18 protein-coding genes and 2 tRNA genes are annotated in these 23,647 nt (G+C 51.7%); 11 read left to right on the forward strand and 9 right to left on the reverse strand.

From position 1 onward, the window contains the following. The first annotated feature begins 31 nt into the window (after positions 1-31). Genes asnB (ACI0CA_RS08485) through asnB (ACI0CA_RS08500) form a run of 4 tightly spaced genes read left to right on the forward strand, consistent with a single transcriptional unit; the run spans position 32 to position 5,763 of the window. Positions 32-1,909, forward strand: a complete 1,878-nt coding sequence (asnB, locus tag ACI0CA_RS08485) for an asparagine synthase (glutamine-hydrolyzing) (RefSeq protein ID WP_446806929.1) — start codon at positions 32-34, stop codon at positions 1,907-1,909. Positions 1,910-1,924: 15 nt separating this feature from the next. Then, the gene (locus ACI0CA_RS08490; protein WP_446806987.1) at positions 1,925-3,175 is read left to right on the forward strand and encodes an ATP-grasp domain-containing protein; all 1,251 of its coding nucleotides are present in this window, start codon (positions 1,925-1,927) and stop codon (positions 3,173-3,175) included. Continuing rightward, complete coding sequence (locus ACI0CA_RS08495; protein WP_395590763.1) at positions 3,175-3,894, forward strand: aspartate/glutamate racemase family protein; 720 nt, start codon at positions 3,175-3,177, stop codon at positions 3,892-3,894. Before ACI0CA_RS08490 ends, ACI0CA_RS08495 begins: the two co-directional genes overlap by 1 nt. A gap of 21 nt (positions 3,895-3,915) precedes the next feature. Further along, on the forward strand, positions 3,916-5,763 hold the full coding sequence (gene asnB / locus ACI0CA_RS08500; protein ID WP_446806928.1) for an asparagine synthase (glutamine-hydrolyzing): 1,848 nt from the start codon (positions 3,916-3,918) through the stop codon (positions 5,761-5,763). A gap of 152 nt (positions 5,764-5,915) precedes the next feature. On the opposite strand, the gene ACI0CA_RS08505 is transcribed toward asnB (ACI0CA_RS08500), so the two are convergent. Next, positions 5,916-6,695 (reverse strand): helix-turn-helix transcriptional regulator, encoded by a 780-nt coding sequence (locus ACI0CA_RS08505; protein ID WP_308448443.1) that lies wholly within the window; start codon positions 6,693-6,695, stop codon positions 5,916-5,918. Positions 6,696-6,876: 181 nt separating this feature from the next. Between ACI0CA_RS08505 and ACI0CA_RS08510 the strand changes: the two genes are divergently transcribed. Continuing rightward, a complete protein-coding gene (locus ACI0CA_RS08510; protein ID WP_308448444.1) occupies positions 6,877-8,583 on the forward strand; it encodes a glycoside hydrolase family 2 protein in 1,707 nt (568 codons plus the stop codon). A 171-nt stretch (positions 8,584-8,754) separates the two neighbouring features. Beyond that, positions 8,755-9,651 (forward strand): hypothetical protein, encoded by an 897-nt coding sequence (locus tag ACI0CA_RS08515; protein ID WP_446806927.1) that lies wholly within the window; start codon positions 8,755-8,757, stop codon positions 9,649-9,651. A gap of 135 nt (positions 9,652-9,786) precedes the next feature. Here ACI0CA_RS08515 and tsf read toward each other — a convergent pair whose 3' ends face one another. The 8 genes from tsf to ACI0CA_RS08555 all read right to left on the reverse strand — a co-directional run bounded on the left by tsf (position 9,787) and on the right by ACI0CA_RS08555 (position 16,034). Further along, positions 9,787-10,707, reverse strand: a complete 921-nt coding sequence (gene tsf / locus ACI0CA_RS08520) for a translation elongation factor Ts (RefSeq protein ID WP_343284446.1) — start codon at positions 10,705-10,707, stop codon at positions 9,787-9,789. A 70-nt stretch (positions 10,708-10,777) separates the two neighbouring features. Next, positions 10,778-11,515 carry a 30S ribosomal protein S2 gene (rpsB, locus tag ACI0CA_RS08525; RefSeq protein WP_176820253.1) on the reverse strand — a complete coding sequence of 246 codons (738 nt, stop codon included), beginning with the start codon at positions 11,513-11,515 and terminating at the stop codon, positions 10,778-10,780. Positions 11,516-11,675: 160 nt separating this feature from the next. Beyond that, complete coding sequence (locus tag ACI0CA_RS08530; protein ID WP_176820254.1) at positions 11,676-11,966, reverse strand: YlmC/YmxH family sporulation protein; 291 nt, start codon at positions 11,964-11,966, stop codon at positions 11,676-11,678. A gap of 57 nt (positions 11,967-12,023) precedes the next feature. Beyond that, the gene (locus ACI0CA_RS08535) at positions 12,024-12,590 is read right to left on the reverse strand and encodes an SGNH/GDSL hydrolase family protein (protein ID WP_417422852.1); all 567 of its coding nucleotides are present in this window, start codon (positions 12,588-12,590) and stop codon (positions 12,024-12,026) included. A gap of 137 nt (positions 12,591-12,727) precedes the next feature. Further along, on the reverse strand, positions 12,728-13,753 hold the full coding sequence (locus ACI0CA_RS08540) for an NAD(P)H-dependent amine dehydrogenase family protein (RefSeq protein WP_343284447.1): 1,026 nt from the start codon (positions 13,751-13,753) through the stop codon (positions 12,728-12,730). 408 nt (positions 13,754-14,161) lie between these two features. Next, positions 14,162-14,248 (reverse strand) — tRNA-Leu (locus ACI0CA_RS08545). 65 nt (positions 14,249-14,313) lie between these two features. Beyond that, positions 14,314-15,813 (reverse strand): glycoside hydrolase family 43 protein, encoded by a 1,500-nt coding sequence (locus tag ACI0CA_RS08550; protein ID WP_343284448.1) that lies wholly within the window; start codon positions 15,811-15,813, stop codon positions 14,314-14,316. A 135-nt stretch (positions 15,814-15,948) separates the two neighbouring features. Next, a tRNA-Ser gene (locus ACI0CA_RS08555) sits at positions 15,949-16,034 on the reverse strand. A 311-nt stretch (positions 16,035-16,345) separates the two neighbouring features. Here ACI0CA_RS08555 and ACI0CA_RS08560 point away from each other — a divergent pair. From ACI0CA_RS08560 to pepT, 5 genes are all read left to right on the forward strand, one after another. Continuing rightward, positions 16,346-17,899 (forward strand): Ppx/GppA phosphatase family protein, encoded by a 1,554-nt coding sequence (locus tag ACI0CA_RS08560; protein WP_343284449.1) that lies wholly within the window; start codon positions 16,346-16,348, stop codon positions 17,897-17,899. A gap of 16 nt (positions 17,900-17,915) precedes the next feature. Next, positions 17,916-20,030: an RNA degradosome polyphosphate kinase gene (locus tag ACI0CA_RS08565; protein WP_412263786.1), complete on the forward strand. Its 2,115-nt coding sequence runs from the start codon at positions 17,916-17,918 to the stop codon at positions 20,028-20,030. Positions 20,031-20,128: 98 nt separating this feature from the next. Further along, positions 20,129-21,205 carry a 6-phosphofructokinase gene (locus ACI0CA_RS08570; RefSeq protein ID WP_308448451.1) on the forward strand — a complete coding sequence of 359 codons (1,077 nt, stop codon included), beginning with the start codon at positions 20,129-20,131 and terminating at the stop codon, positions 21,203-21,205. Between the two features lie 64 nt (positions 21,206-21,269). Next, positions 21,270-22,151, forward strand: coding sequence for a sugar phosphate isomerase/epimerase family protein (locus ACI0CA_RS08575; RefSeq protein WP_308448452.1), 882 nt, complete (start codon positions 21,270-21,272; stop codon positions 22,149-22,151). A gap of 281 nt (positions 22,152-22,432) precedes the next feature. Beyond that, complete coding sequence (gene pepT / locus ACI0CA_RS08580) at positions 22,433-23,644, forward strand: peptidase T (protein ID WP_308448453.1); 1,212 nt, start codon at positions 22,433-22,435, stop codon at positions 23,642-23,644. Positions 23,645-23,647 lie beyond the last annotated feature (3 nt).

Raw genomic sequence — 23,647 nt, forward strand, 5'->3', positions numbered from 1 at the left:
GTAAACCAACCGCAAAAAGGAGGCAAACTGTATGTGTGGTTTTGTAGGTTATATTGACGGCGGCGAAACACAGCTTATGGAGCCCGTGCTGCACGCTATGGCAGACCGCATCCGTCACCGCGGCCCGGACGACGCCGACTATTATATGGACGGCGAGATCTCGCTCGGTTTCCGCAGACTTTCCATCATTGACCTCGAGGGCGGCAGACAGCCGATTTTGAATGAAGATAAAAGCAAGGTTCTCATGTTTAACGGCGAGATTTATAACTATCAGTCTCTCCGCGAAGACCTTTTAAAGGCAGGCCATGTATTCACAACGAAAACGGACAGCGAAGTGCTGCTGCACGGCTTTGAAGAATACGGCACCGACCTGCTCAATAAGCTGCGCGGCATGTTCGCGTTCATCATTTGGGACAAGAATACGAAAACGCTGTTCGGCGCGCGCGATTACTTTGGCATTAAGCCGTTTTACTATGCAAAGATGCAGGGCACGTTGATGTTCGGCAGCGAAATCAAGAGCTTTGTGGAACACCCGCACTTTAAGCGCGAGCTGAATGAACGCGCACTGGAGGGCTACCTTTCTTTCCAGTATTCTCCGGGCTACGAGACGTTCTTCAAGAACGTTTACAAGCTGCCGCCTGCACATTATTTCTTCTACAAAGACGGCAAAATGGATATACAGCGCTACTGGATCCCGGAATTCAACGCGGAAGAAGACAAGCCGCTTGAATATTGGGTAGACGAGATTGAAAAGACCTTTGACGACTCCGTGAACGCACACAAGATTGCGGACGTTGAAGTCGGCTCTTTCCTTTCCTCCGGCGTGGATTCCAGCTATGTGGCCTGCTCTGCCGATGTGGACAAGACGTTTACGGTCGGCTTTGACAACGGCGAAAAATACAACGAGATCAGCTACGCAAAGGAGCTTTCCGAGCTGATTCCGGTGAAGAATTACAGCAAGACGATTACCCCGGAAGAGTTCTGGGGCAACTTCGGCAAGATTCAGTACCACATGGACGAGCCGCTTGCCGACCCGTCCGCCGTGGCACTCTATTTCGTGTGCAACACGGCTTCCAAATATTTGAAGGTCGTGATGTCCGGCGAGGGCGCCGATGAAATTTTCGGCGGCTACAACATTTATAAAGAACCACTCGCCGTACCGGCTTATGATAAGATTCCGTTCCCCATCCGCCGCTTTATCGGCAAAGTCGCTTCGCACCTGCCGAAGAGATCCGGCATCAACTTCCTTATCCGCCGCGGCAAAAAGCTCGAAGACCGCTTCATCGGCAACGCGTACATGTTCACTGAAGAAGAACGCAAAAAGCTCCTTAAAATTAAGACCGATGCACCGTCCCCGGCAGAAGTCGTAAAGCCGTTCTATGATCGCGTAAAGGACAAAGACCCGGTAACGAAAATGCAGTTCGTTGACCTTAACGCCTGGATGGTCGGCGATATTCTTCTGAAAGCGGATAAAATGAGCATGGCAAACTCCCTTGAGGTGCGCGTGCCATTCCTCGACAAGAAGATTATGGAGCTTGCGGAGCGCATCCCGCTCAAGTACCGTGTAAACGACGAGAACACGAAGTTTGCGATGCGCAAGGCCGCTTTGCGCCGCATGCCCGAAAAGTGGGCCGGCAAAAAGAAGCTCGGCTTCCCCGTGCCGACGCGTGTGTGGCTCAAGGAAGACAAGTACTACAACATCGTAAAGGAGAAGTTCACGGGCGAAGTGGCACAGAAATACTTCAACACCGACATGCTCGTAAAACTGCTGGACGACCACAAAAACGGCAAGGCGGACAACAGCCGCCGCGTTTGGACGGTCTACACGTTCCTCGTGTGGTACGACCAGTTCTTTAACGATGATATTCTCAACGGCTATGCGGAGCACACAGACGCAAAGACCGCGTAAGTATTTGGAAGGAAAATGAAGATCATGAATACAGAAGCATTGAAAAAACAAGATTTTCTGCCGGTTCTGCTCGGCAGTGACATCAACGTATACGGCATGGCGCGTTCTTTCCACGAGGCTTACGGGTACAAAAGCGTAGCGGTCGGCAAGGGCATCCTCCCCGCCTGCACGCACAGCCACATTGTGGAAGTTTTAAAGGTAGAACCGCGCCTTGAAGAAGACGACGTGTTTGTTCGCACGCTGACGGAATTTGCAAAGAACTTCTCCGGTCAGAGATTACTGCTCGTCCCCTGCGGCGACAACTACATCAAAATGCTTGTGCGCAACCAGACGAAGCTGCGCGGCATTTATGAATTCGAGTGCATCAGCGAAGAGCTTTTAATGCGCCTTTCCATCAAGGAAAGCTTTTATCAGGTCTGCGAGGAGCATGGCTTCTCGTTCCCGAAGACAACAACCTGCACGTATGAGAACCACAAGAATCTTGAGCTGCCTTTCGACTTCCCGGTCATCATCAAGCCCTCGAACAGCGTGGCATACTGGAACTGCAAGTTCCCGCACAAAAAGAAGGTTTTCGTTGCAAACACCCGCGAGGAATTTGATGCGATTTTGGACGCCATCTACGGGTCCTCTTACAAAGATCACCTCATTTTGCAGGAATTCATCCCGGGTGACGATTCTAAAATGCGCGTGATGAACTGCTACTGCGGCAAGGATAAGAAAGTAAAGCTCATTGCACTCGGTAATGCCGTGCTTGAGGAACATTCCCCGGAGGGCATCGGCAGCTATGCGGCCATCATCAACGGCTACGACGAAAAGCTGAACGAGACGATGAAAAACTTTCTTGAGGGCATCGGTTACGTGGGCTTTGCAAACTTCGATATGAAGTACGACGAGCGTGACGGCAAATATAAGCTCTTCGAGATGAACCTGCGACAGGGCCGTAGCAGCTATTTCGTAACGGCTGCGGGCTACAACATTGCAAAGTGGCTTGCGGACGACGTCATCTACAACAAGCCCATGGATCTCACCATTGCCACAAATAAAGTGCTGTACACAATCATCCCGACGAAGATCATCTTTGACTATTGCCCGGACACCACCGTAAAAGCAGAAGCGAAAAAGCTCATCGACGAAGGTAAAGTGGTTAACTCGTATTATTACAAGAAAGACCGCAGCCTGATGCGCTGGCTGATGTTCCGCCGCAACCAGCACAACTACTTTGAAAAGTACAAGCGTTATTTCAACAACAAAGGACTGCGTGATTGATGAACAGTTTAGGCGTTATCGGCGGACTCGGCCCCATGGCGACGGCGTATTTATTAGAGCTTATCACCGACATGACCGATGCCCGCACCGATCAGGAGCATCTTGACGCGATCATATTCAATCGCCCGAGTGTGCCGGATCGGACTGCATACATTTTAGACCATACAAAGCCCTCCCCTGTGCCGCCGATGATCGACATCGCACAGAAATTGGAGGCGCTGGGCGTGTGCGCACTCGCTACCCCGTGCGTGACGGCACACAGCTTTCACGATGAACTGCAAAGCAGCGTACACATTCCGTTTATCCACATGGTGCGCGAAACGGCAGCATATCTAAAAGAAGCCGGCTGCAAAAAGCCCGGCATTATGGCGACAACCGGCACGGTGCACATGGGCTTATTTCAAACCGCGCTGACCGATGCGGGTCTTTCCTACGTTTTGCCGAACGACGAAATGCAGCAGAACGTAATGTCGCTCATTTACGACTGCGTAAAAGCAGGTGAACCGGCGGATATGGTAAAATTCCGCGCCGTTTCCGACGCTTTGCGCGCGGACGGCTGCGACGCTATTATTTTAGGCTGCACAGAGCTCTCCATCATCAAGCGCGATAACGAGCTTGGGCCCGGTTATCTCGATGCGCTGGAAGTGTTGGCACGCGCGTGCATTTTAGCGTGCGGCAAAAAACTCAAGCCGAAATATTCTTCCCTGATCCAACAATAAAAACATAAGGAGGCGTTTTGTATGTGCGGCTTTGCCGGTTATATTCACAACTACGGAACGTTCGATAAAGAAGAAGTCATCCATAAAATGGCCGACCGCATCAAGCACCGCGGCCCGGATGATGCCCATTATTACATTGACGACGGCATTGCCCTCGGTTTTCGCCGCCTTTCCATCATCGACCTCGAGGGCGGCAGACAGCCGATCTTAAACGAAGACGGCTCGCTCGTGCTGCTCTTTAACGGCGAAATTTACAACTATCAGGAGCTTCGCGAAGAGCTCATCAAAGCCGGACACGTCTTCACCACAAAGACAGACAGCGAAACGATTCTGCACGGATACGAGGAATACGGCAAAAAAATCCTTGACTATCTGCGCGGCATGTTTGCTTTCATCATTTGGAACAAGAACACAAAAGAGCTCTTTGGTGCACGCGATATTTTCGGCATCAAGCCGTTCTATTACTACAAAAAGGGCAAGGAATTCATGTTCGGCAGCGAGATCAAAAGCTTTCTCTCTCACCCGAATTTTGAAAAAGAGCTCGACGAGGATATGATCCCGTTGTACCTTTCCTACGAGTACAGTCCGGACGAGCGCACAATTTTTAAAAATGTCTTCAAGCTGCCCGGCGCACACTGCTTCACCTACAAAAATGGCGAACTGAAAGTGGAGCGTTACTATAAGATCGAATACAAGATTGAAGACGATAAATCGCTTGAATACTGGGAGGACGCCATCACAAAGGAGTTCACGGAGTCCGTCTCCATGCACCAGATCGCCGATGTTGAGGTCGGCTGCTTCCTCTCCTCCGGCGTGGATTCCAGCTATGTTGTGAAAGAAATCTCCAAGGGTACGAAGAAGGTCAAGACATTCTCCGTCGGCTACGAGGAGGAAAAATACAGCGAGTTGCCGTATGCGCAGGACTTCTCCAATGTCATCGGCGTACCGAACATCGCGAATAAGGTTTCCGCAGATGAGTTCTTCGACGCGGTGCCGGAGATCCAGTATTACATGGACGAGCCGCTGCCGAATCCCTCGGAGATCCCGCTCTACTTCCTCGCCAAAAATGCCCGCCGCTATGTGAAGGTCGTGCTTTCCGGTGAAGGTGCGGACGAGCTGTTCGGCGGCTACCCGATGTATCTTGCAGGCGGACACTTTGACCACTATTCGCATAAGGTACCGCGCCCGATGCGTAAAGTCCTCGGCACGGTCGCAAAGCACTGCCCGAACTTCAAGGGCAAAAACTTCCTCGTGCGCGGCGCCATGGAGCCGTATCAGCGCTTTATGCGCGCAAACTACGTTTTCCAGAGCGCAGAGCGCCAAAAATTCTTGAAGCGCCCCATCGCGAGCAAGGTTCCGGAAGAATACAGCAAGCGCTATTTCGACGAAGTATCGAATCTCGACGAGCCGACCCAGCTTCAGTATGTAGACATGCACACATGGATGATCTATGACATCCTACTGAAAGCCGACCGCATGAGTATGGCAAACTCCCTTGAGCTGCGCGTGCCGTTCCTCGATAAAAAGATGCTGGAGCTTTCCACGCGCATTCCTTCCCGCTACCGTGCAGCAAACGAAACGACAAAGATCGCCCTGCGCGGCGCGGCCATCAAGCAGCTGCCGGAGCGTACCGCGAACAAAAAGAAGCTCGGCTTCCCTGTTCCGCTGAACGATTGGTTGCGTGAGGATAAGTACTACAACAAGGTCAAGGCGGCGTTCCAGAGCGATATTGCGGAGAAATTCTTCGTGACAAGCGAGCTGATAAAGCTGCTCGACGACCACAAGAGCGGCAAGGCGCTGAACATGCAGAAGATCTGGTCGTTCTATACGTTTATCCTTTGGTATGAGCAGTTCTTTGTGCTGAACTGAATATAGTCGAAAACAGCGTCAAATTACAGATTGGCGCTGTTTCTTTATGGAATTATTCTGTTTTGTTAACAACAGACAAGCAAATTTTAAAGAAAAACAAAAGCTTTATTCTTCCCTTTTGGGGGCGGAATAAGGCTTTTTCTTTTACCGCTTTATCGTCTTGCACGGCGGTACGCGGCCGGTGTTTCGCCGGTGATGCGTTTAAACTGGCGGATGAAATGGTATGGGTCTGCATATCCGCTGTGCTCGGCAACTTCCGTGATGGGCAAGTCACTGCCGGAGAGCAATAAAGACTGTGCATAACGAATACGCGCTTCAATCAGGTCGCGCATGGGCGATGTACCAAAAACCGCGCGGTATAACGCATGCAGGTGCGAAGCGCTGACAGACGCAAGCGATGCCATTTGCGGCACAGTCCAGTGCTTTTCCGGATCAGAAAGCACCGTGTGACGCAGGTTCTGCATCTTTTCCCTATCTGCACGGCTGACCGCAGGTGAGTAGTTTTCTTCCGCTATGGCGCGGGAGAAACGCACAAGAAATTCTGTGGTGTATGCTTCCAACAAGTCCTCCCGAAACGGTTCATTAGAGAAAAATGCAGCTTCCGTTTTTCGGAAAAGGCCGGAGATAAACTCTGCCGCACGTGGATAAAGCAGTGTGTTTTCTGGAATACGATAGCGCAAAAGCTGCACGCGAAAGCCAGGTGCAAAATGCGCCCAGTTGTGCGTGAGGTTACTGTCTGAGTGAAACCACTGTGGTTCATCCGGCGCATAGAAAATACACGCGCCGGGTCTTACTGTGACCTTTTCCCTGTTAATTTCAATCTCCACGCTGTTCATAAAGTGCAAAAACGTGTAGATTTCAATGCCTGTTGGGCGCACAAGTGTAAACCCGGCTTTTTCCGGCCAATCGTGGCGAATATCTGTAATCTCCATTTTGACGCCCCCTTTGCTTTAATTATACTCAAAAATTCTATGTGTCGCAATAGAATAAGTCAATTTCCGCACATGATACGACATTGTATTTTACAAAGAGATCGCGTACAATGAAACCGTAATCAAAAAGCGCGGCAGAAATTGGGATTTGCCGTCTTTTCGAGGAAAGGATGTACGAAAAATGAGTAATATACCGAGGAAAGAATATCCGCGCCCGCAGTTTGTGCGCGAAAACTGGATGAACCTGAACGGCACATGGGCGTTTGAGATCGATAACGGCCGCAGCGGTGAGGCGCGCGGCTTACAGAAGGTCGGCACAGCGCTCAGCGGGGAGATCACCGTGCCGTTCTGCCCGGAAAGCGAACTTTCCGGTGTGCAGCACACGGATTTCATGTACGGTGTGTGGTATAAGCGCACTGTAACGGTCACAGAAAAACAGCTGAAGGGCCGCGCCGTGCTGCATTTCGGCGCTGTGGATTATTGCGCAAAAGTTTTTGTGAACGGCAAGCTTGCCGGCACACACAAGGGCGGCTATGTTTCGTTTGAGTTTGACGTGACCGCACTTTTAAAAGCGGGCGAAAATGAAATTGCCGTCTACGCCGAAGATAATACGCGCGACCGCCTCATCCCGAGCGGCAAGCAGAGCGAGCAATATAACTCATACGGCTGCTTCTACACGCGCACCACGGGCATTTGGCAGACCGTATGGCTGGAGTTCACCCCGAAGGCTTATATTTCCCGCGTGCAGTATTATCCGAACATCACTGCAGGCACGGTGACGGTGACCGCAGAGCTGGTCGGTACGGCAAACCTCACAGCAACGGCTTCGTTTGAAGGCAAAGAAATGGGCAGCTACACAGCAGAAAACGCCTGCGGCACGCATACATTCACGATAAAGCTGAGCGAAAAGCATCTGTGGGATGTCGGCTGCGGCAATCTGTATGACGTTGCATTCGCTTTCGGTGAAGATAACGTCACGAGTTATTTCGGTCTGCGCGAAGTGCGCCTGGACGGCCACAAGTTCCGCATCAACGGCCGCTCTGTTTTCCAGCGTCTGGTGCTCGACCAAGGCTTCTATCCGGATGGCATCTACACTGCGCCGAGCGACGAAGCGCTTGAAAACGACATTAAGCTCTCCCTTGCCGTCGGTTTCAACGGTGCCAGACTGCATGAGAAGATTTTTGAAGAGCGCTTCCTCTACCACGCAGACCGCTTAGGCTACATCGTTTGGGGCGAATTCCCGAACTGGGGTCTCGATTCCTCCTATGCCGATTCCGTTTACGGCATTTTGCCGGAGTGGACGGAAGAGATCCGCCGCGATTTTAACCACCCGGCTATTGTCGGCTGGTGTCCGTACAACGAGACATGGGATACTGACGGCAGGAAACAGTTTGACGACGCACTCGACATCGTTTACAGAGCAACGAAAGCGCTTGACCCTACCCGTCCGTGCATTGATACGAGCGGCAACTATCATGTTGCAACTGATATTTTCTGCGTGCACGATTACGAGCAGAACCCGGAGATCTTTAAGGAGCACTATGACAAGCTGATGACCGAGGGCACACTGTTTGACAACCACGCGCACCGCCAGACCTACAAGGGCGAAGCGACGTTTGTCAGCGAATACGGCGGCATTCAGTGGAGTCAGGACGAGAGCGGTTGGGGCTACGGCACCGGTCCGAAGACCGAAGAGGAATTCCTCACGCGTTTTAAGGGCCTTACAGACGCATTGCTTGATAACAGTGAAATGTTCGGTCTTTGCTACACGCAGCTGACCGACGTGGAGCAGGAACAGAACGGCCTTTACACCTATCAAAGAAAGCCGAAGTTTGATCCCGCGTTCTTCCACGGCGTTTTGAGTCGCAAAGCCGCAATCGAAGACTAACAGATGCGTTTGGTGCCCGCAGTTTTTCCGCTGCGGGCACTTTTTTATCAAAATACAGGAATTTTGTTGATTTTCGTCATACGTACGTCACAAATGCATAGTATTTTATATAATAGAGTGATTTTAGGCAGCAAGCTTCTGCTGCCGGATTCTGTTCTGAGGAGCGTATTTATGCCGCAAAATCACTTTAGAGAACCGAAGAACCGACGTGAACATCTTCTCTCTTCCCTACCAATCGTCTTGCCGGTGGCAGCCGTGACGATATCCGCCGCCGCGTTTAGTTTGCTGTTCCTGCAAGGGGATCTAGTGGAGAGCGCGGAGGAAACCGTTACATACACTGCAGCGATTGGCGCAGATGACGAGCAGGTGGAAATGTACGTCTACGATGCGGGCAACGATGAAGTTGAGGAAGCCGAAGAAGAAGCTTCGGAAATGAATGCCGCGTCTTCCTATGCCGCGAAAGAGCGCATTTTGCCGGCTGGCGAAGTAGAAGACACCGCAGAGCTTGTAGATGCATACAGCTCTGTGCCATTATTTGTTTCCAGCGGCAATCTTGCGGAGCAAGGCGTGCAGACACGGCTTGAGCTGCTTGAAGATTATTTTCCAAACGGCATGTACTGGAACCATATCGGTGTGGACACAAGCGAAATGACGGCAGACGAAATTGCCATGTGCGTTACAGACACGCCGTGCAACCATTCTGTTTATGGTTATGGAAACTGCAACATTTATAATGGACTGATGGATGATTTCTTCCCGCAATACGGAGACGAAACGCAATGCCTCGGCTACGCTTCCATCATCAGCGACCTGCTGTTCGGCTACGATGCACCGATTACGGAGTTTTATGACTTTGACGAGCTGCGCATCGGCGATCACATCCGCATGGGTTGGTATGAGCACTCGATGATCGTGACGGATATCGACTGGGATACCGATACCATTACCGTGACGGAAGTGAATGTAGATTATGAAAACTGCCAGATCTCTTGGGGTCGGCAGATCACCCGCAGCGAGCTTTTCGGCATGGAAGGCGACCTTACCTATTACACGCGCTACGCAAATTAAAAATCGGTTATTCTGCGCCTCGGCAAGATTTTGATGTCTTGTCGGGGCACATTTTATATTTCCCAAAAGTTATACGATACAAAAACACCCCGAACGACGCAAAATCGTTCGGGGTGTGCTGATTCAAAGAATCAATTATTTAACCATGTTGGCAACTTCGCTTGCGAAATCGTCGTTTCTCTTCTCGAGGCCTTCGCCCTTCTCGAAGCGAACGAAATCCGTAACCTTCATCGTGCCGCCGGCCTTCTTTGCTTCCTCAGCAATGTACTGCTCAACGGAGAGGTCGCCGTTCTTAACGAACGCCTGCTGCAGGAGGCAGTTGTTCTCATAGAACTTGCCGATTCTGCCGGTAACCATCTTCTCGATGATGTTCTGCGGCTTCTTGGAGTTCTTCGGATCGTTCTGAATCTGAACCATGAGGATTTCTTTTTCCTTATCGAGTGCTTCAGCCGGAACCGTGGACTTATCGAGATAAGCCGGATTCAGAGCGGCAATCTGCATTGCGACGTCCTTGCCGCACTCGTTGAGAACTTCTGCCGGAATGTTCTCGGTCTCAAAACGAACGAGAACGCCGATTCTGCCGCCGCCGTGTACGTAAGCAACGCAGTCGCCCTCGTAACGGACGAAACGACGGATCTTGATATTCTCGCCGATGGTGAGAATCTTATCCTTCAGCATAGCGTCAACGGTCATATCGGAGCCGTGTGCCTTAGCTGCAAGGAGAGCTTCAACGTCTGCCGGGTTCTCATAGATAACGGTCTCGGCACAGGTCTTAACGAAATCGATAAACTGAGCATTCTTCGCAACGAAGTCGGTCTCAGCGTTGACTTCGATCACAACGCCAACCTTACCGCACTCGCTGACCATAGCGTATGCAACACCCTCAGCTGCAATACGGCTTGCCTTCTTAACGGAAGCTGCAAGACCCTTCTCGCGGAGAATCTCGGTTGCCTTCTCTACATCGCCCTCAGCCTCTGTGAGAGCCTTTTTGCAATCCATCATGCCGCAGCCTGTCTTAGCGCGCAGATCTGCAACGTCCTTAGCTGTGAAATTCATTTCAAATCACCATTCCTTGTAGAATCTTAAACTCTATATCAAACAAAAGGAATTTTTAACCGAAATTAAATTATTCCTCGGTCTCTGCAGCAGCTTCTTCGGTCTCCTCAGCAGCAGCACCCATACGGCCCTCGCGGCCTTCGATGATAGCGTTAGCCATAGCACCTGCGATGAGCTTAACAGCGCGGATAGCGTCGTCGTTGCCCGGGATAACGTAGTCAATCTCGTCCGGATCGCAATTGGTATCTACGATTGCAACGATCGGAATACCGAGCTTCTTAGCTTCGGAAACAGCGATTCTTTCCTTTCTCGGGTCAACAATGAACAGTGCGCCCGGGAACTCCTTCATGTCCTTGATGCCGCCAAGATACTTTTCGAGCTTTTCGATCTCAAGCTCAAGCTTGCTGACTTCCTTCTTCGGGAGCAGCTCGAAGGTGCCGTCTTCCTGCATCTTGCGCAGCTGTGCAAGTCTCTGAATTCTGCGGCGGATGGTCGTGAAGTTGGTGAGCATGCCGCCAAGCCAACGAGCGTTTACATAGTAAGCGCCTGCGCGGAGAGCCTCTTCCTTAACGGACTCCTGAGCCTGCTTTTTCGTGCCTACGAAGAGAACGCTCTTGCCTTCCATGGAAAGGTCACGAACGAAGTTGTAAGCCTCTTCGAGCTTCTTAACGGTCTTCTGCAGGTCGATGATGTAGATACCGTTTCTCTCCGTGAAGATGTACTGTGCCATCTTCGGGTTCCATCTTCTTGTCTGGTGACCAAAGTGAACACCGGCCTCCAGAAGCTGCTTCATTGATACGACTGCCATTTGAAAATACCTCCTTGGTTTTTCCTCCGCCGGGCTGGTATTTTCGGGGAAAACCGCTTTCGCGGCACCAATCCGAGAGCCTCGGCGTGCGTTTTTGCTTGCAGAATCTGCAAATCGCTGAACTATTATAGCACAACATGCCGGGTAAAGCAAGTGTTTTCTATCCGTTTTCAAAGAAATTTTGTAAGAAGCTGCGCTTCGGTGTCCGCTTTACAGGAATGTGATCGACCAGCACCGCATCCTCCCCAATGGTCTTCACAGCGCTCCATGGGATCACACAGTCATTCTCTCTGCCAAACAATCCGAAAAAGCGCGGACGGCCGTACACCACGATCGCCGTCAATGCCGCCTGCTGTGTATCAAATTCAATATCACCGAGATATCCGATGCGCGAGCCATCCAAAACACTAATCACCTCTCGCCCATGCATTTCTCCGATGCGTTCTAACATATCGCTCCCCCGTTTCGCCGTATTTTTCCGATACAGCGTATGCACAGTAGGGATACATTATGCGTTTGCATCCTTTAAAATGACTTCGGCAATCGTTTCGGCGGCAAGGTTCGAGCCCGCTTCGTTCGGATGGCTTCCGTCGTCGTTGAACAGATTATCGGTTTCGGTTTTTTCATAAAATGCACTGCCGACATCGGCGAGCAGCGTGTAGTTTTTCTCTGCCGCTTCTGCATAGGCTTCGTGCATTTTGCGGTACATCTCATCGTAATCTATGCCGAATTTTTGAAGCTGTTTGCCGTCTTTTTGGTATGCCCATGTCGCATACAGAACCGGTACGGCACCGTTTTCACGAATTTTACCGCACAGATCTTTCACGCTCTGCATAAAACTTTCCTTTGCTGTGATAGGGCCGTTGCTCATCTCCTGCAAAACGACGTAATCCCATTTTTCATTTTGCAGCAGCTCCAATGCTTTTGCGCCGAGCCTTGTTTCAGGGTTCAGCTGCTCACGTAAGCGTGCACCGCCGCGTGTGTTCTGTACCACTTCGGCACCCGTGATTTCCGCCAGCATACTCGGCAGATCATTTGTGAAAATATAGCTGTTTCCAAGCATTAAAATGCGCATATTTATTTCTCCTATCCTCATGGTACTTTATCATTTATAATATAGCACATTTTCGCAGTTTAGACAAGAAAAGCCGCCCGGTTTTTACACCGAGCGGCGAAATTCACTTGTTTCTTTTTAGTATTTTCTTGCTTTAATCAGCAATAGAACTCCATCGGATACGTGAGATACTTGTTCGGGTCAAGCTGATCGGCAGTAACATAACCGGCCGGTGCACAAATGAGGCTCGGCAGACGATTGACAACCGTCGCGCAAGTATGCTCAACGGTTGCAGGCTTCACAACATGGAACTCGGTGTTCGGCTCGCCGATGATTTGCCAATCGCACATATCGCCGTCTTCCGGGCCGTAGACCTTGCCGATGGTCTCCTCTTCGATGGTGATGCCCTGCATTGTCTCGATGGCCACGACGGCAGACATGCCGATGCAGCGGCCGGCTTCGATGGTCTTGCCGAGCGTCTCGGAGTAAATGTCGTGATCGATGATGCACGGCACATGCTTCTGGTTGATAGACTTGATTGTCAGGCCAAGCTTATTGCAAATGGCTTCGCTGGCATTCCAAGCGTAGGACGGCTCAAAAATGTCCGGGTGCGCAATCCTCTGCTCAAACTCTTCTGGTGTCAGGTCGCAGCCATGCGCATTTGCGAGCGCTAATCCATATTCCTCTACGTTGTAGCTGTACGCGCCTTTAATCTTCGTAATTTTGTGGCAACCGCCCGCGACGAGCGCGACCATGTTGATCCAGAAGATATCCTGCATGCCGCTGCCCGTGATGGTGCAGTTATTCGCTTTAGCGATAGCGTCCAGACGGTTGACCTGAACCGCAGAGGTCGTCCACGGATAAATCGCTTCTTCGCATGTCGTGATGACATTGAGTCCGCGTGATACACATTTTTCCACATGGTCATAAATATCGCCGATGAAGCTGAACAGCGTCACAATCGCAACATCTGCATCGCACTCATCGAGAACTTTATCCGCATTGTTCGAAATCAGTACGCCGGTCTTAAGGCCGAGACCCGCGAAATCACCGACATCCTGCCCGACGACCGCCGGGTTTACGTCGATCGCGCCGACAATCTGTGCGCCGTGCTCATGCAGATACCGAAGAATGTACTTGCTCATTTTGCCGCAGCCATACTGCACAACTCTGATTTTTTCCACAAGAACTTCCTCCTTTGATTTGGATTTCAAATTTATCTTCGCGGGACATCCCGCTTGTCTTCGCTTATAGTATATCCTCATCTTAGTTTAGAGTCAAGGAAGTTTTGTGAAATTTTTATTAATCTTTTATTCGTAGAATTCTACCGACACTTGAAGCTGCAAAAATATATGCACACCAACCTATACCGGAAAAGCTTAAGCCTTCGTAAAACCAAGATTGATCGGATTGATGCGCGAGCCATTGCAACGATGCTAATGTCTAAAAGAACGATATGCAGAAAACTCGCTTTCAATATCTTCGTTATAGTTGCGCAAATTTGGTGATGTAGGAGGGCAGTATACAAACGCGCAAAACATAAAAAAGCCCGCAAGCCCAGCCATTTCAAGGGATTGCGAGCCTTTGAGGTGTGGTGCCGGTGGCGGGGGTCGAACCCGCACGATGTTGCCATCAACGGATTTTGAGTCCGTCTCGTCTGCCAATTCCAACACACCGGCTTAACAAAATTTATTATACGTTAAACCGGTGGAAAAAGCAAGTGTTTTTTTAATTATTTCGAATTTTATTCGTTTGCGGGCACAGAAACGTCAAAATAACGGTACTTTGCTTCGCAGTCCCCCTGCGCCGTAAGGCCCACAAAGCAGCCCGTAAACGTGCAGTTCATGCACTCTGTGGAAAGCAGCTGCGTGCTGCCGGTGCCGATCTCTTTCATCTCTTCCCCGGCTTTACCCGCAAGGAACGTATAGCGCAGGCGGTTGGCCTTGATGCACAGCGTCAGCGTGTCCGTTTCCGGGAAGAACACCGGCTCGCTCTCGATCAGCATATCGACCACGCGGCGGCGCAGCGTGACCTCCATACCGCCGTTTTTACGCTCGGCAAACAGCTCATAGTGGTGCTCGTTCGTGTGGAAAACCGTCATGCCCGCTTTGCCGTCGCCGGAAAGCGTCATTTCGGTCGTATAGTTCAAACCAAACTGCTGTTGGCGCACACCGAAGAATATGACCGTCTTCAGCTCGTCAAGCGTCGCCTCACTGCCGCGCAGTGTAACGCCGCTCTTATCAAATGTATACTTCATGCGGTCGGGTGTGCGCAGATAGCTCCAGCGCGGTGCAGGTGCAGCTGTGTTGAAATCATCGTGCCAACTGCGCGCAACACGCACGTCTCCTTCGCCCTCTGCCGTCATGATGGGCTGAATCTCCTTTCCACCGTATACGACCGGCCAGCCGTTCTCATCCCATGTAACCGGCGCAATCATCGTCTCGCGGCCAGTGTGATGCAGCATGAAAACAGACGGGCGAATGCCGTGAAATACCATCCACCATTTGCCCTCCGGCGTCTCCACAAGGTCGGCATGTCCGAGCGCCTGAAACTCCACGCGGTGTGCATTGCGGTGCGTGAGGATCGGATTGTGCGGACAAGATTCGAACGGGCCCCACACGCTTCTACTGCGCGCAATGGTCTCCATGTGGCCGTACTCCGTACCGCCCTCGGCAATCATCAAGTAATACCAGTCGCCAATGCGGTACATGTGCGGTCCCTCCGGGCATTTGCCGCCGGTGCCGTACCAAATGCACTTTGTCTCGCTCAGTTTTGCGCCGGTCTCAAGATCAATCTCAAACTGTCCGATGCAGTTGTTGCCGTTTTCGTCCGTATGTGTACCGGTGTAATACACCTTGCCGTCCGCATCCCAGAACAAAGACGGGTCAATGCCCTGATGGTCGATCCAGATCGGGTCGGACCACTCGCCGCGGATGTCATCTGTCCACACAAAAAAATTGCCGCCGCCTGTCACATTCGTCGTGATCACATAGAATCGGCCGTCGTGGTAGCGGATCGTCGGCGCAAAAATACCGCCGGAGGTGCGGCAGTCCACCAGCGGCAACTGGCTTTCGCGCGTCAAAACATAGCCAAGCTGCTCCCAATGCAGCAGGTCACGGCTATGCCAAAGCGGCACGCCCGGAAAGAACTCAAATGAGCTGTTGACAAGATAATAGTCTTCACCTACGCGGCAAATGCTCGGGTCCGGGTAAAAACCCGGCAGGATTGGATTTTCGTATGTCATGTGTACTCCTCCAAATTCCAACGTTCGGACACATTGCTCTTGTATCTTCCATACTGTATAATAGTATATAGTCTACGTTACCAAAAAGCAATGCGAATAAAAGAAAAACCCGGATAACTTCCGTTATCCGGGTACTGGCGGAGAGGATGCGACTCGAACGCACAATGCCTTGCGGCACACCACATTTCCAATGTGGCTCCTTACCATTAGAATACCTCTCCAAGCGACGGGTATTATTATAGCGCATGTCTTTCAAAAATGCAAGTGTTTTTTCAAAAAAATTTCATTTTATTTTCTTTTAGGCAATATTGTGCGAAATATTTGCACATTTATATATTAAAACTATATAGCAGGATGTATATTTCTCATTCAATTATATGGCTCACGCATATTTTATGTAAAATTCGGCGAAAACAGGGTGCTTTTTCCTCTCGGGTTTGCTATAATAAAGTAAATATCTCAAGAATTCTTGCGGGCCCGCTTTCGGCGGCGCTCCGATTTAGTTGCTCTACATTGAAAGGCGGTGCTCATATTGAATAAAAAACTTCCGGGCGGGCCGGCTGCGGTCATCGAGATCGGCTCCAGTGCGATGCGCATGCGTGTCTCGCAGTTAAAGCACGGCGAGATCGAAATGCTGGATTCTCTCGAATACCCTGTGTTCTTCGGCCACGAGGTCTTCACCACTGGACGCATCAGCTTTGAAAGCCTGCGCCAACTCTCCTCTATCCTCACAAAATTCACAACGGCGCTGGACGGCTACAACTGCAAAAACGTGCGCGTGGTCTCCTCCACCGTGATGCGCGAGGCGGAAAACCGCTCGTTCGTCATCGATCAACTCAAAATTCACAACAATCTGCACTTGGAAATTCTGGAATACAGCGAAGAAAAAGCGCTCATCTGCTCCGAGATTATCCGGCTTTTAAAAGAAGAAAGCAAGCTCGAGATGAAAGACGCGCTCATCGCGTATGTCGGCACGGGCAGCATCGGCGTTGCGCTGTACGACGGCAAGGCAATCTGCACCTCGCAGAACATCCCCATCGGCTCCTTAAAGCTGCACGATGCCCTCGGTGCGCTCAGCCGCGAGTGCGACGATTTTTACCCAGCGGTCGAAGAATATCTCGACATCATTTTAAACCGCGTCGATATTCCGAAAAAAGACATTCGCAGCATCATTTTGACGGGTTCCGATCTGGAGCTTGTCGCCTCCGTGTGCGGCGCCGAAAAAAACGGCGACCTTTACACCATCTCCGCAAAGAAAATGCACGCGGCGTATAAGGAAATCCGCATGATGTCCCATTCTGCCATCGCGCGCCGCTACAACATTTCCGAGGAGCTTGCCGAAATTCTCTACACAGCGCTTTCTATATATACCGGCATGCTGCGCCTTTCGGACGGCGTGCAGAAAGTCATTTGCCCGGATATCGATATTTGCGATGCCATCACACGCCATATGCTCGTGCCGGGCGCGCAAAAAGAATACATTGCGCAAACGAACGAAAGCGCCATTGTTTCCGCAAAACGCATCGCGGCAAAATACAACTGCCACGGCGCACATTCCGATGCCATTTCAGAGTTTGCATGCACGCTTTTCGACAAATTCAAAAACCTGCACGGCCTGTCAAGTGACAAAAAAATCATTTTGCAGCTCGCGTCCATTCTGCACAGCTGCGGTCAATACATCAATGTGCGCATGCCGAACCAGTGCTCATTCGACCTCATTAAGAATCTCGACATTTTCGGCCTCACGCACGAACAAATTCTGCTCACGGCATTCGTCGCCGGCAGCGATGAGTTCACCATGCCGAATGTTGCCGATGCAGGTGCAATCCCGATGACGGAAGAACGCCGTTTGGAAATCTTAAAGCTCGTTGCCATCTTCCGCCTTGCAAACGCGCTCGATAAATCGAAGCGCCGTAAGCTGCGCATCAGTAAAATCCGCATTACAAACGAAAAGCTGGAGATCAAAGCCGTCGCTTCCGGCAGTGCCCTGCTCGAAAAGTGGGCGTTTGAGGAATGCGCCGGTCTCTTTAAGGAAGTATTCGGTCTCAGCCCCGAGCTGCAAATCAAAAGCGAGCTGCTGAAATAACGAAAGGACGGAAACCATGTCTGATAAAAAGAATTACTATTATAACCGCGAGCTGAGCTGGATGGACTTCAATGCGCGCGTTTTGGAAGAAGCCCAAAAGAAAGATAACCCCCTCATGGAGCGTTTGCGCTTCCTTGCCATCACCGGCTCCAACCTTGATGAATTCTTCATGGTGCGCGTGGCCGGTGTAAAAAGCCAGATCGCCTCAAACTACACAAAGCCGGATGATTCCGGCATGACGCCGAAGGAGCTTCTCTCGGCGCTCGATAAAAAAACGCACGCCTTTATGGAAAAGCAGTATTCCTGCCTATACCGCTCTATTTTGCCGGTCCTCAAAAAGCAGGCGGAAATCGAGTTCCGCACGCCGGAAAAGCTCACGCACGAGCAAAGAGCCTTTACGGACGAGTATTTTCATCGCGTGCTGTTCCCCGTGCTGACGCCGCTCGCCGTAGACAGCAGCCGCCCGTTCCCGATGCTCGCAAATAAAAGTCTGAACCTCGCCGTGCGCCTTTCTTCCAAGGAAAACAAGGGTGAAAAGTGCTTTGCCGTCGTGCAGGTGCCGTCCATTCTGCCGCGCTTTACGGAGCTGCCCGCAGACGGCGACACACGCTGCTTCATTCTGCTCGAGGACATCATCACCGATTATCTTGAGGAGCTTTTCGAGCTGCACGAGATTAAAGCCGTGTGCCCGTTCCGCATCACGCGCAACTCCGATCTCACCATCGACGAGGAAGCGGACGACTTTATGTATGAGATTGAAAAGTCCATCAAGCGTCGTAAGCGCGGCCGTCCCGTGCGCTTGGAGCTCTTGCAGCACACCGATGAAGATACCCGCAAATTTCTCATAAAAGCGCTGAACATCAATGAAAGCGGCATCTACGAGGTGCAGGGACCCATTGACCTCACGTTCTTCTCAAAATTTGCGAATATCCCGGGCTGCGAAAAGCTCTGTTTTGCACCCATTCGTCCCACCACACCCCCGGGCGATTTCTTCGGCTACACCGATATTTTTAAGGCCATCCGTGAGGGCGACCGCCTTGTTCACCATCCATATGAGACATTCGACTGTGTCGTGCAGTTCATCGCACAAGCCGCAGAAGACGAAAACGTACTTGCCATCAAGCAGACGCTCTACCGCGTCAGCGGCAACTCGCCCATCATCGCGTCGCTCATCAAAGCCGCCGAAAACGGCAAACAGGTCACGGTGCTTGTCGAGCTGAAAGCGCGCTTTGACGAAGAAAACAACATCAACTGGGCAAAGAAGCTCGAAAAAGCCGGCTGCCACGTCATTTACGGTCTGACCGGCCTCAAGACCCACTGCAAAATTGCGCTTATCGTGCGCCGCGAAGAAGACGGCATCCGCCGCTACCTGCACCTCGGCACCGGCAACTACAACGACTCCACCGCGAAAATTTATACCGACCTCGGCCTGTTCACCTGCAACGAGCAGTTCGGCGCAGACGCGTCCTCCCTTTTCAATGTCATCACCGGCTATTCCCGTCCGCCGGAGTACAAGCACTTCATCGTTGCGCCGCACGGCATGCGTAGCTTCTTTGAGTACATGATCCGTCAAGAGACCGAAAACGCCAAAAAGGGTTTGCCCAGCGGCATCACGGTCAAAGTCAACTCCCTCGTTGACCCGAAGATCATCGAGCTTCTCTATGAAGCCTCCAAGGCCGGTGTGCGCGTGCAGCTTATTGTGCGCGGCATCTGCTGCCTCATTCCGGGCATCGAAGGCGTCAGCGAGAACATCACTGTCATGAGCATTGTCGGTCAGCTTCTGGAGCACAGCCGTATCTTCCGCTTTGAAAATGCCGGCAACCCGCGCATTTATATGGGCAGCGCGGACTGGATGCCCCGCAATCTCGACCGCCGCGTGGAGCTTGTTTTCCCCATCGAGGACGAAACACAGAAGGCCCGCGCCTTCGGCATTCTCGATACCATGCTGAGCGACACCACAAACGCCCGTTTCATGCAGAGTGATACAAGCTACGAGCACGTTGACCTGCGCGGCAAGAAAAAGATCAGCTCGCAGCTTACATTCTACCACGAAGCACAGGCGCGTCTGAAAGAGCTGCAGTCCATCGAAAAGGACAGCGTTTTGATCCCGATTCACTCCGCGGAAGAATAAGGCTTGCATAGTTGTAAATAAAAGATTATAATAGAATAAATTGAGCGGACTTCGGCGCGTTTTGCTGTCCGCACACCACAACGAAAGGTTGAGGAACGATGAAAAGAATCGGTATTTTAACAAGCGGCGGCGACTGTCAGGGCCTCAATGCCTCCATTCGCGGCGTTGCAAAGTCGCTTTACGAAGAATTCGGCAACGACGTAGAGATTTACGGCATCAAAGACGGCTATAAGGGGCTTATTTTCGGCGAATATAAGCTGATGAAACCGGAAGATTTCTCCGGCATCTTAACGCTCGGCGGTACCATTTTGGGTACCTCCCGCCAGCCGTTCAAGCTCATGCGCGTCATCGACGAAAACAGCGTCGATAAAGTCCAGAACATGAAGGATAACTACAAGAAGATGAAGCTTGACTGCCTCGTTATCCTCGGTGGCAACGGCACACAGAAAACCGCAAACCTTCTGCGCGAGGAAGGCCTCAATGTCGTCTCCCTGCCGAAGACCATCGACAACGATGTCTGGGGCACCGATATGACATTCGGCTTCCACAGCTCCGTGGAGATTGCGACGAATGTCCTCGACTGCATTCACACCACCGCCACCTCCCACGGCCGCATTTTCTGTGTGGAGATCATGGGGCACAAGGTCGGCTGGCTGCCGCTTTATGCCGGCATCGCGGGCGGTGCAGATGTGATTTTGCTGCCGGAGATCCCGTATGATATTGACAAAATCGCAAAAACATTGGATAATAGAATCGCAAACGGCAAGAAGTTCTCCATTCTCGCCGTAGCCGAGGGTGCGCTATCCAAGGAAGAAGCCGCCATGAAGAAGAAGGACTTCAAAAAGGCGCGTGCCGAAATGAAGTACCCGTCCATCGTGTACCGCCTTGCGGACGAGCTTGCCTCCCGTGTGGATAACGAGATTCGTGTCTGCGTACCGGGTCATTTCCAGCGCGGCGGCAGCCCGTGCGCCTACGACCGCGTGCTCTCCACACGCTTCGGCGCGGCAGCCGCAAGGCTCATCCGCGAGAAGAACTACGGCAACATGGTCGGCCTTGTCAACGGCAAGATCGTCCCGGTGCCGCTCAGCGAGGTCGCAGGCAAGCTGAAAACCGTCCCGGTCGATTGCGAAGAAATCCTCGCAGCCCGTGAGATCGGCATTTCCTTCGGCGACTAAATTCGCACAAAACGTCAAAAGAGACGTTTTAATAAAAAGGATTGTATTGAAAGGATTGACCCACATGAAATTTTCCGTCAGTATGTACAGCTACATGCAGAAGATCCGCTCCGGCGAGGCTACTCCGTTTGAGCTGATCGCGAAGACCAAGGAACTTGGCTTTGATGCCATTGAGTTTGTCGATTTCACCGATTTCGGCACCGGCACCAAGGAAGAGCGTCTCGCCCACGCCGAAGAGCTCCGCAAGGAATGCGAGCGCGTCGGCCTTGAGATTTCCGCACTCGTTATGAGCTGCGACTTCATCACCGGCAGCGACGGCGACCTCGATAAAGAGATTGCTCGCGTCAAGGATTACGTCGACATCGCACACGTCCTCGGTGTCACCCGTATGCGCCACGACGCAGCCATTGGCTATGCACGCAACTCCGGTGACTTCTGCCCGTTTGATACGATGCTCCCGCGCCTTGCAAAGGCCTGCAAGGAAATCACCGAGTACGCTGCACAGTTCGGCATCCGCACCATGGTCGAAAACCACGGCTTCTATGTGCAGGATTCCGAGCGTGTTGAGAAGCTCTACGCAGCGGTCGACAACAAGAACTTCGGCCTCCTCACCGATATGGGCAACTTCCTCTGCGCAGATGAGGACCCGGCTTCCGCATTTACAAGAGTTGCGCCGTATGCGTACTATGTCCATGCAAAGGACTTCATCGTAAAGCCGTTTACGGATGCCGATCCGGGCGAAGGCAGCTTCCGTTCCCGCGGCGGTAAGTACCTGCGCGGCACCATTGTCGGCCACGGCAATGTACCGATCAAGCAGTGCATGTATCAGCTGAAGCGTGCAGGTTATGACGATTGCATCTCCATCGAGTTCGAGGGCATGGAGCCGGTCTTTGATGCACTGCGCATCGGCCTTGCAAACCTCAAGAAGTATTGGGCTGAGGTCTGATTCCCCTCATATCCAAAAACCTGATTTAAAGGTTGGGCTTCGTGTCTTTTCGGCACGGAGCCTTTTCTTATGCCCCTAACGAGAGATGTCGTATCACATGTTATACCACTTTGAAATTAACTTCTCTTCTTTTTCGAGTCATATCATTTTAGCACGGACAAAGAAAACAGAGCTTTTTTGTTCCCCCGCTTGCAATACAACTTAGAAAGGTGTACAATGAAAATGAATTTTGCGCATCTGTGTCCTGCATAGCTGCACAAGAACTTAAGGAGTGATTGAAAATGTCCGTTAAAGAAAAATTTCTGGATTACGTAAGCTACGACACCCAGTCCGATTCCTCCAGCACCACCATGCCCTCCACCATGAAGCAAAAGCTGCTCGCACAGCACCTTGCCGATGAAATGGTCGCTATGGGCATTGAAGACGCACACATGGACGAGTGGGGTTATGTTTACGGCACCATTCCCGCAAACTGCGAAAAGAAGAACGTCATCGGCTTCATCGCGCACATGGATACCGCAGAAGAAGTCTCCGGCGCAAACGTCAAAGCCCGCGTCATTGAAAATTACGATGGCGAAGACATTGTCCTCAACAAAGAGCTCGGCATCGTCACCGATGTTGAAAATTTCCCGATTCTCAAAAAATTCAAGGGTAAAACGCTTATCGTTACCGACGGTACCACCTTGCTCGGCGCAGACGACAAGGCAGGCGTAGCCGAGATCATGCAGGCTGCGGAAGACATCATCAAAAACAATCTCCCCCACGGCGAAATCCATATCGCATTTACCCCGGACGAGGAAATCGGCGCAGGCCCGGATAAGTTCGACGTCAAGGGCTTCGGCTGCGATTTCGCCTACACGCTCGACGGCGGCGAGCTTGGCGGCCTCGATTATGAAAACTTCAACGGCACCTCCGCCGAAGTGGAGATCACCGGCAGAAGCGTGCATCCGGGCAGCGCAAAGAACAAGATGATCAACGCAAGCCGTGTCGCCATGGAGTTCGCTTCCCTGCTGCCGAGCCGCGAAGTGCCGGAAAACACCGAGGGCTACGAAGGCTTTGCGCACCTCAACAACATGGAGGGCGACGTAGAGCACGCTCACCTGCACTACATCATCCGCGACCACGACCGCGACCTTCTGGAAGCGAGAAAGGATAAATTCAACCTCGCGGCCGAGTTCATCAACCGCAAGTACGGCTTAGAGCTCGTCAAGGTCACACTGAAGGACGCATACTCCAACATGAAAGAAATGATCCTGCCGCATCAGGAAATCCTTGACGTTGCCCGCACCGCCATGCGCAAAAACGGCGTAGAGCCGGTCACCACCCCCATTCGCGGCGGCACAGACGGCGCACGCCTGTCCTTTATGGGTCTGCCCTGCCCGAACCTCTGCACCGGCGGCGAGCTTGCGCACGGCAGAAACGAATTTGCCGTTCTGGAAGAGATGGAGACCATCGTCGAGATCGTCAAGTCCATCGCCGAGCTCGTTGAATAATGG

It is taken from the genome of Hominenteromicrobium mulieris (assembly GCF_046197855.1).
GTDB lineage: Bacteria > Bacillota > Clostridia > Oscillospirales > Acutalibacteraceae > Hominenteromicrobium > Hominenteromicrobium mulieris.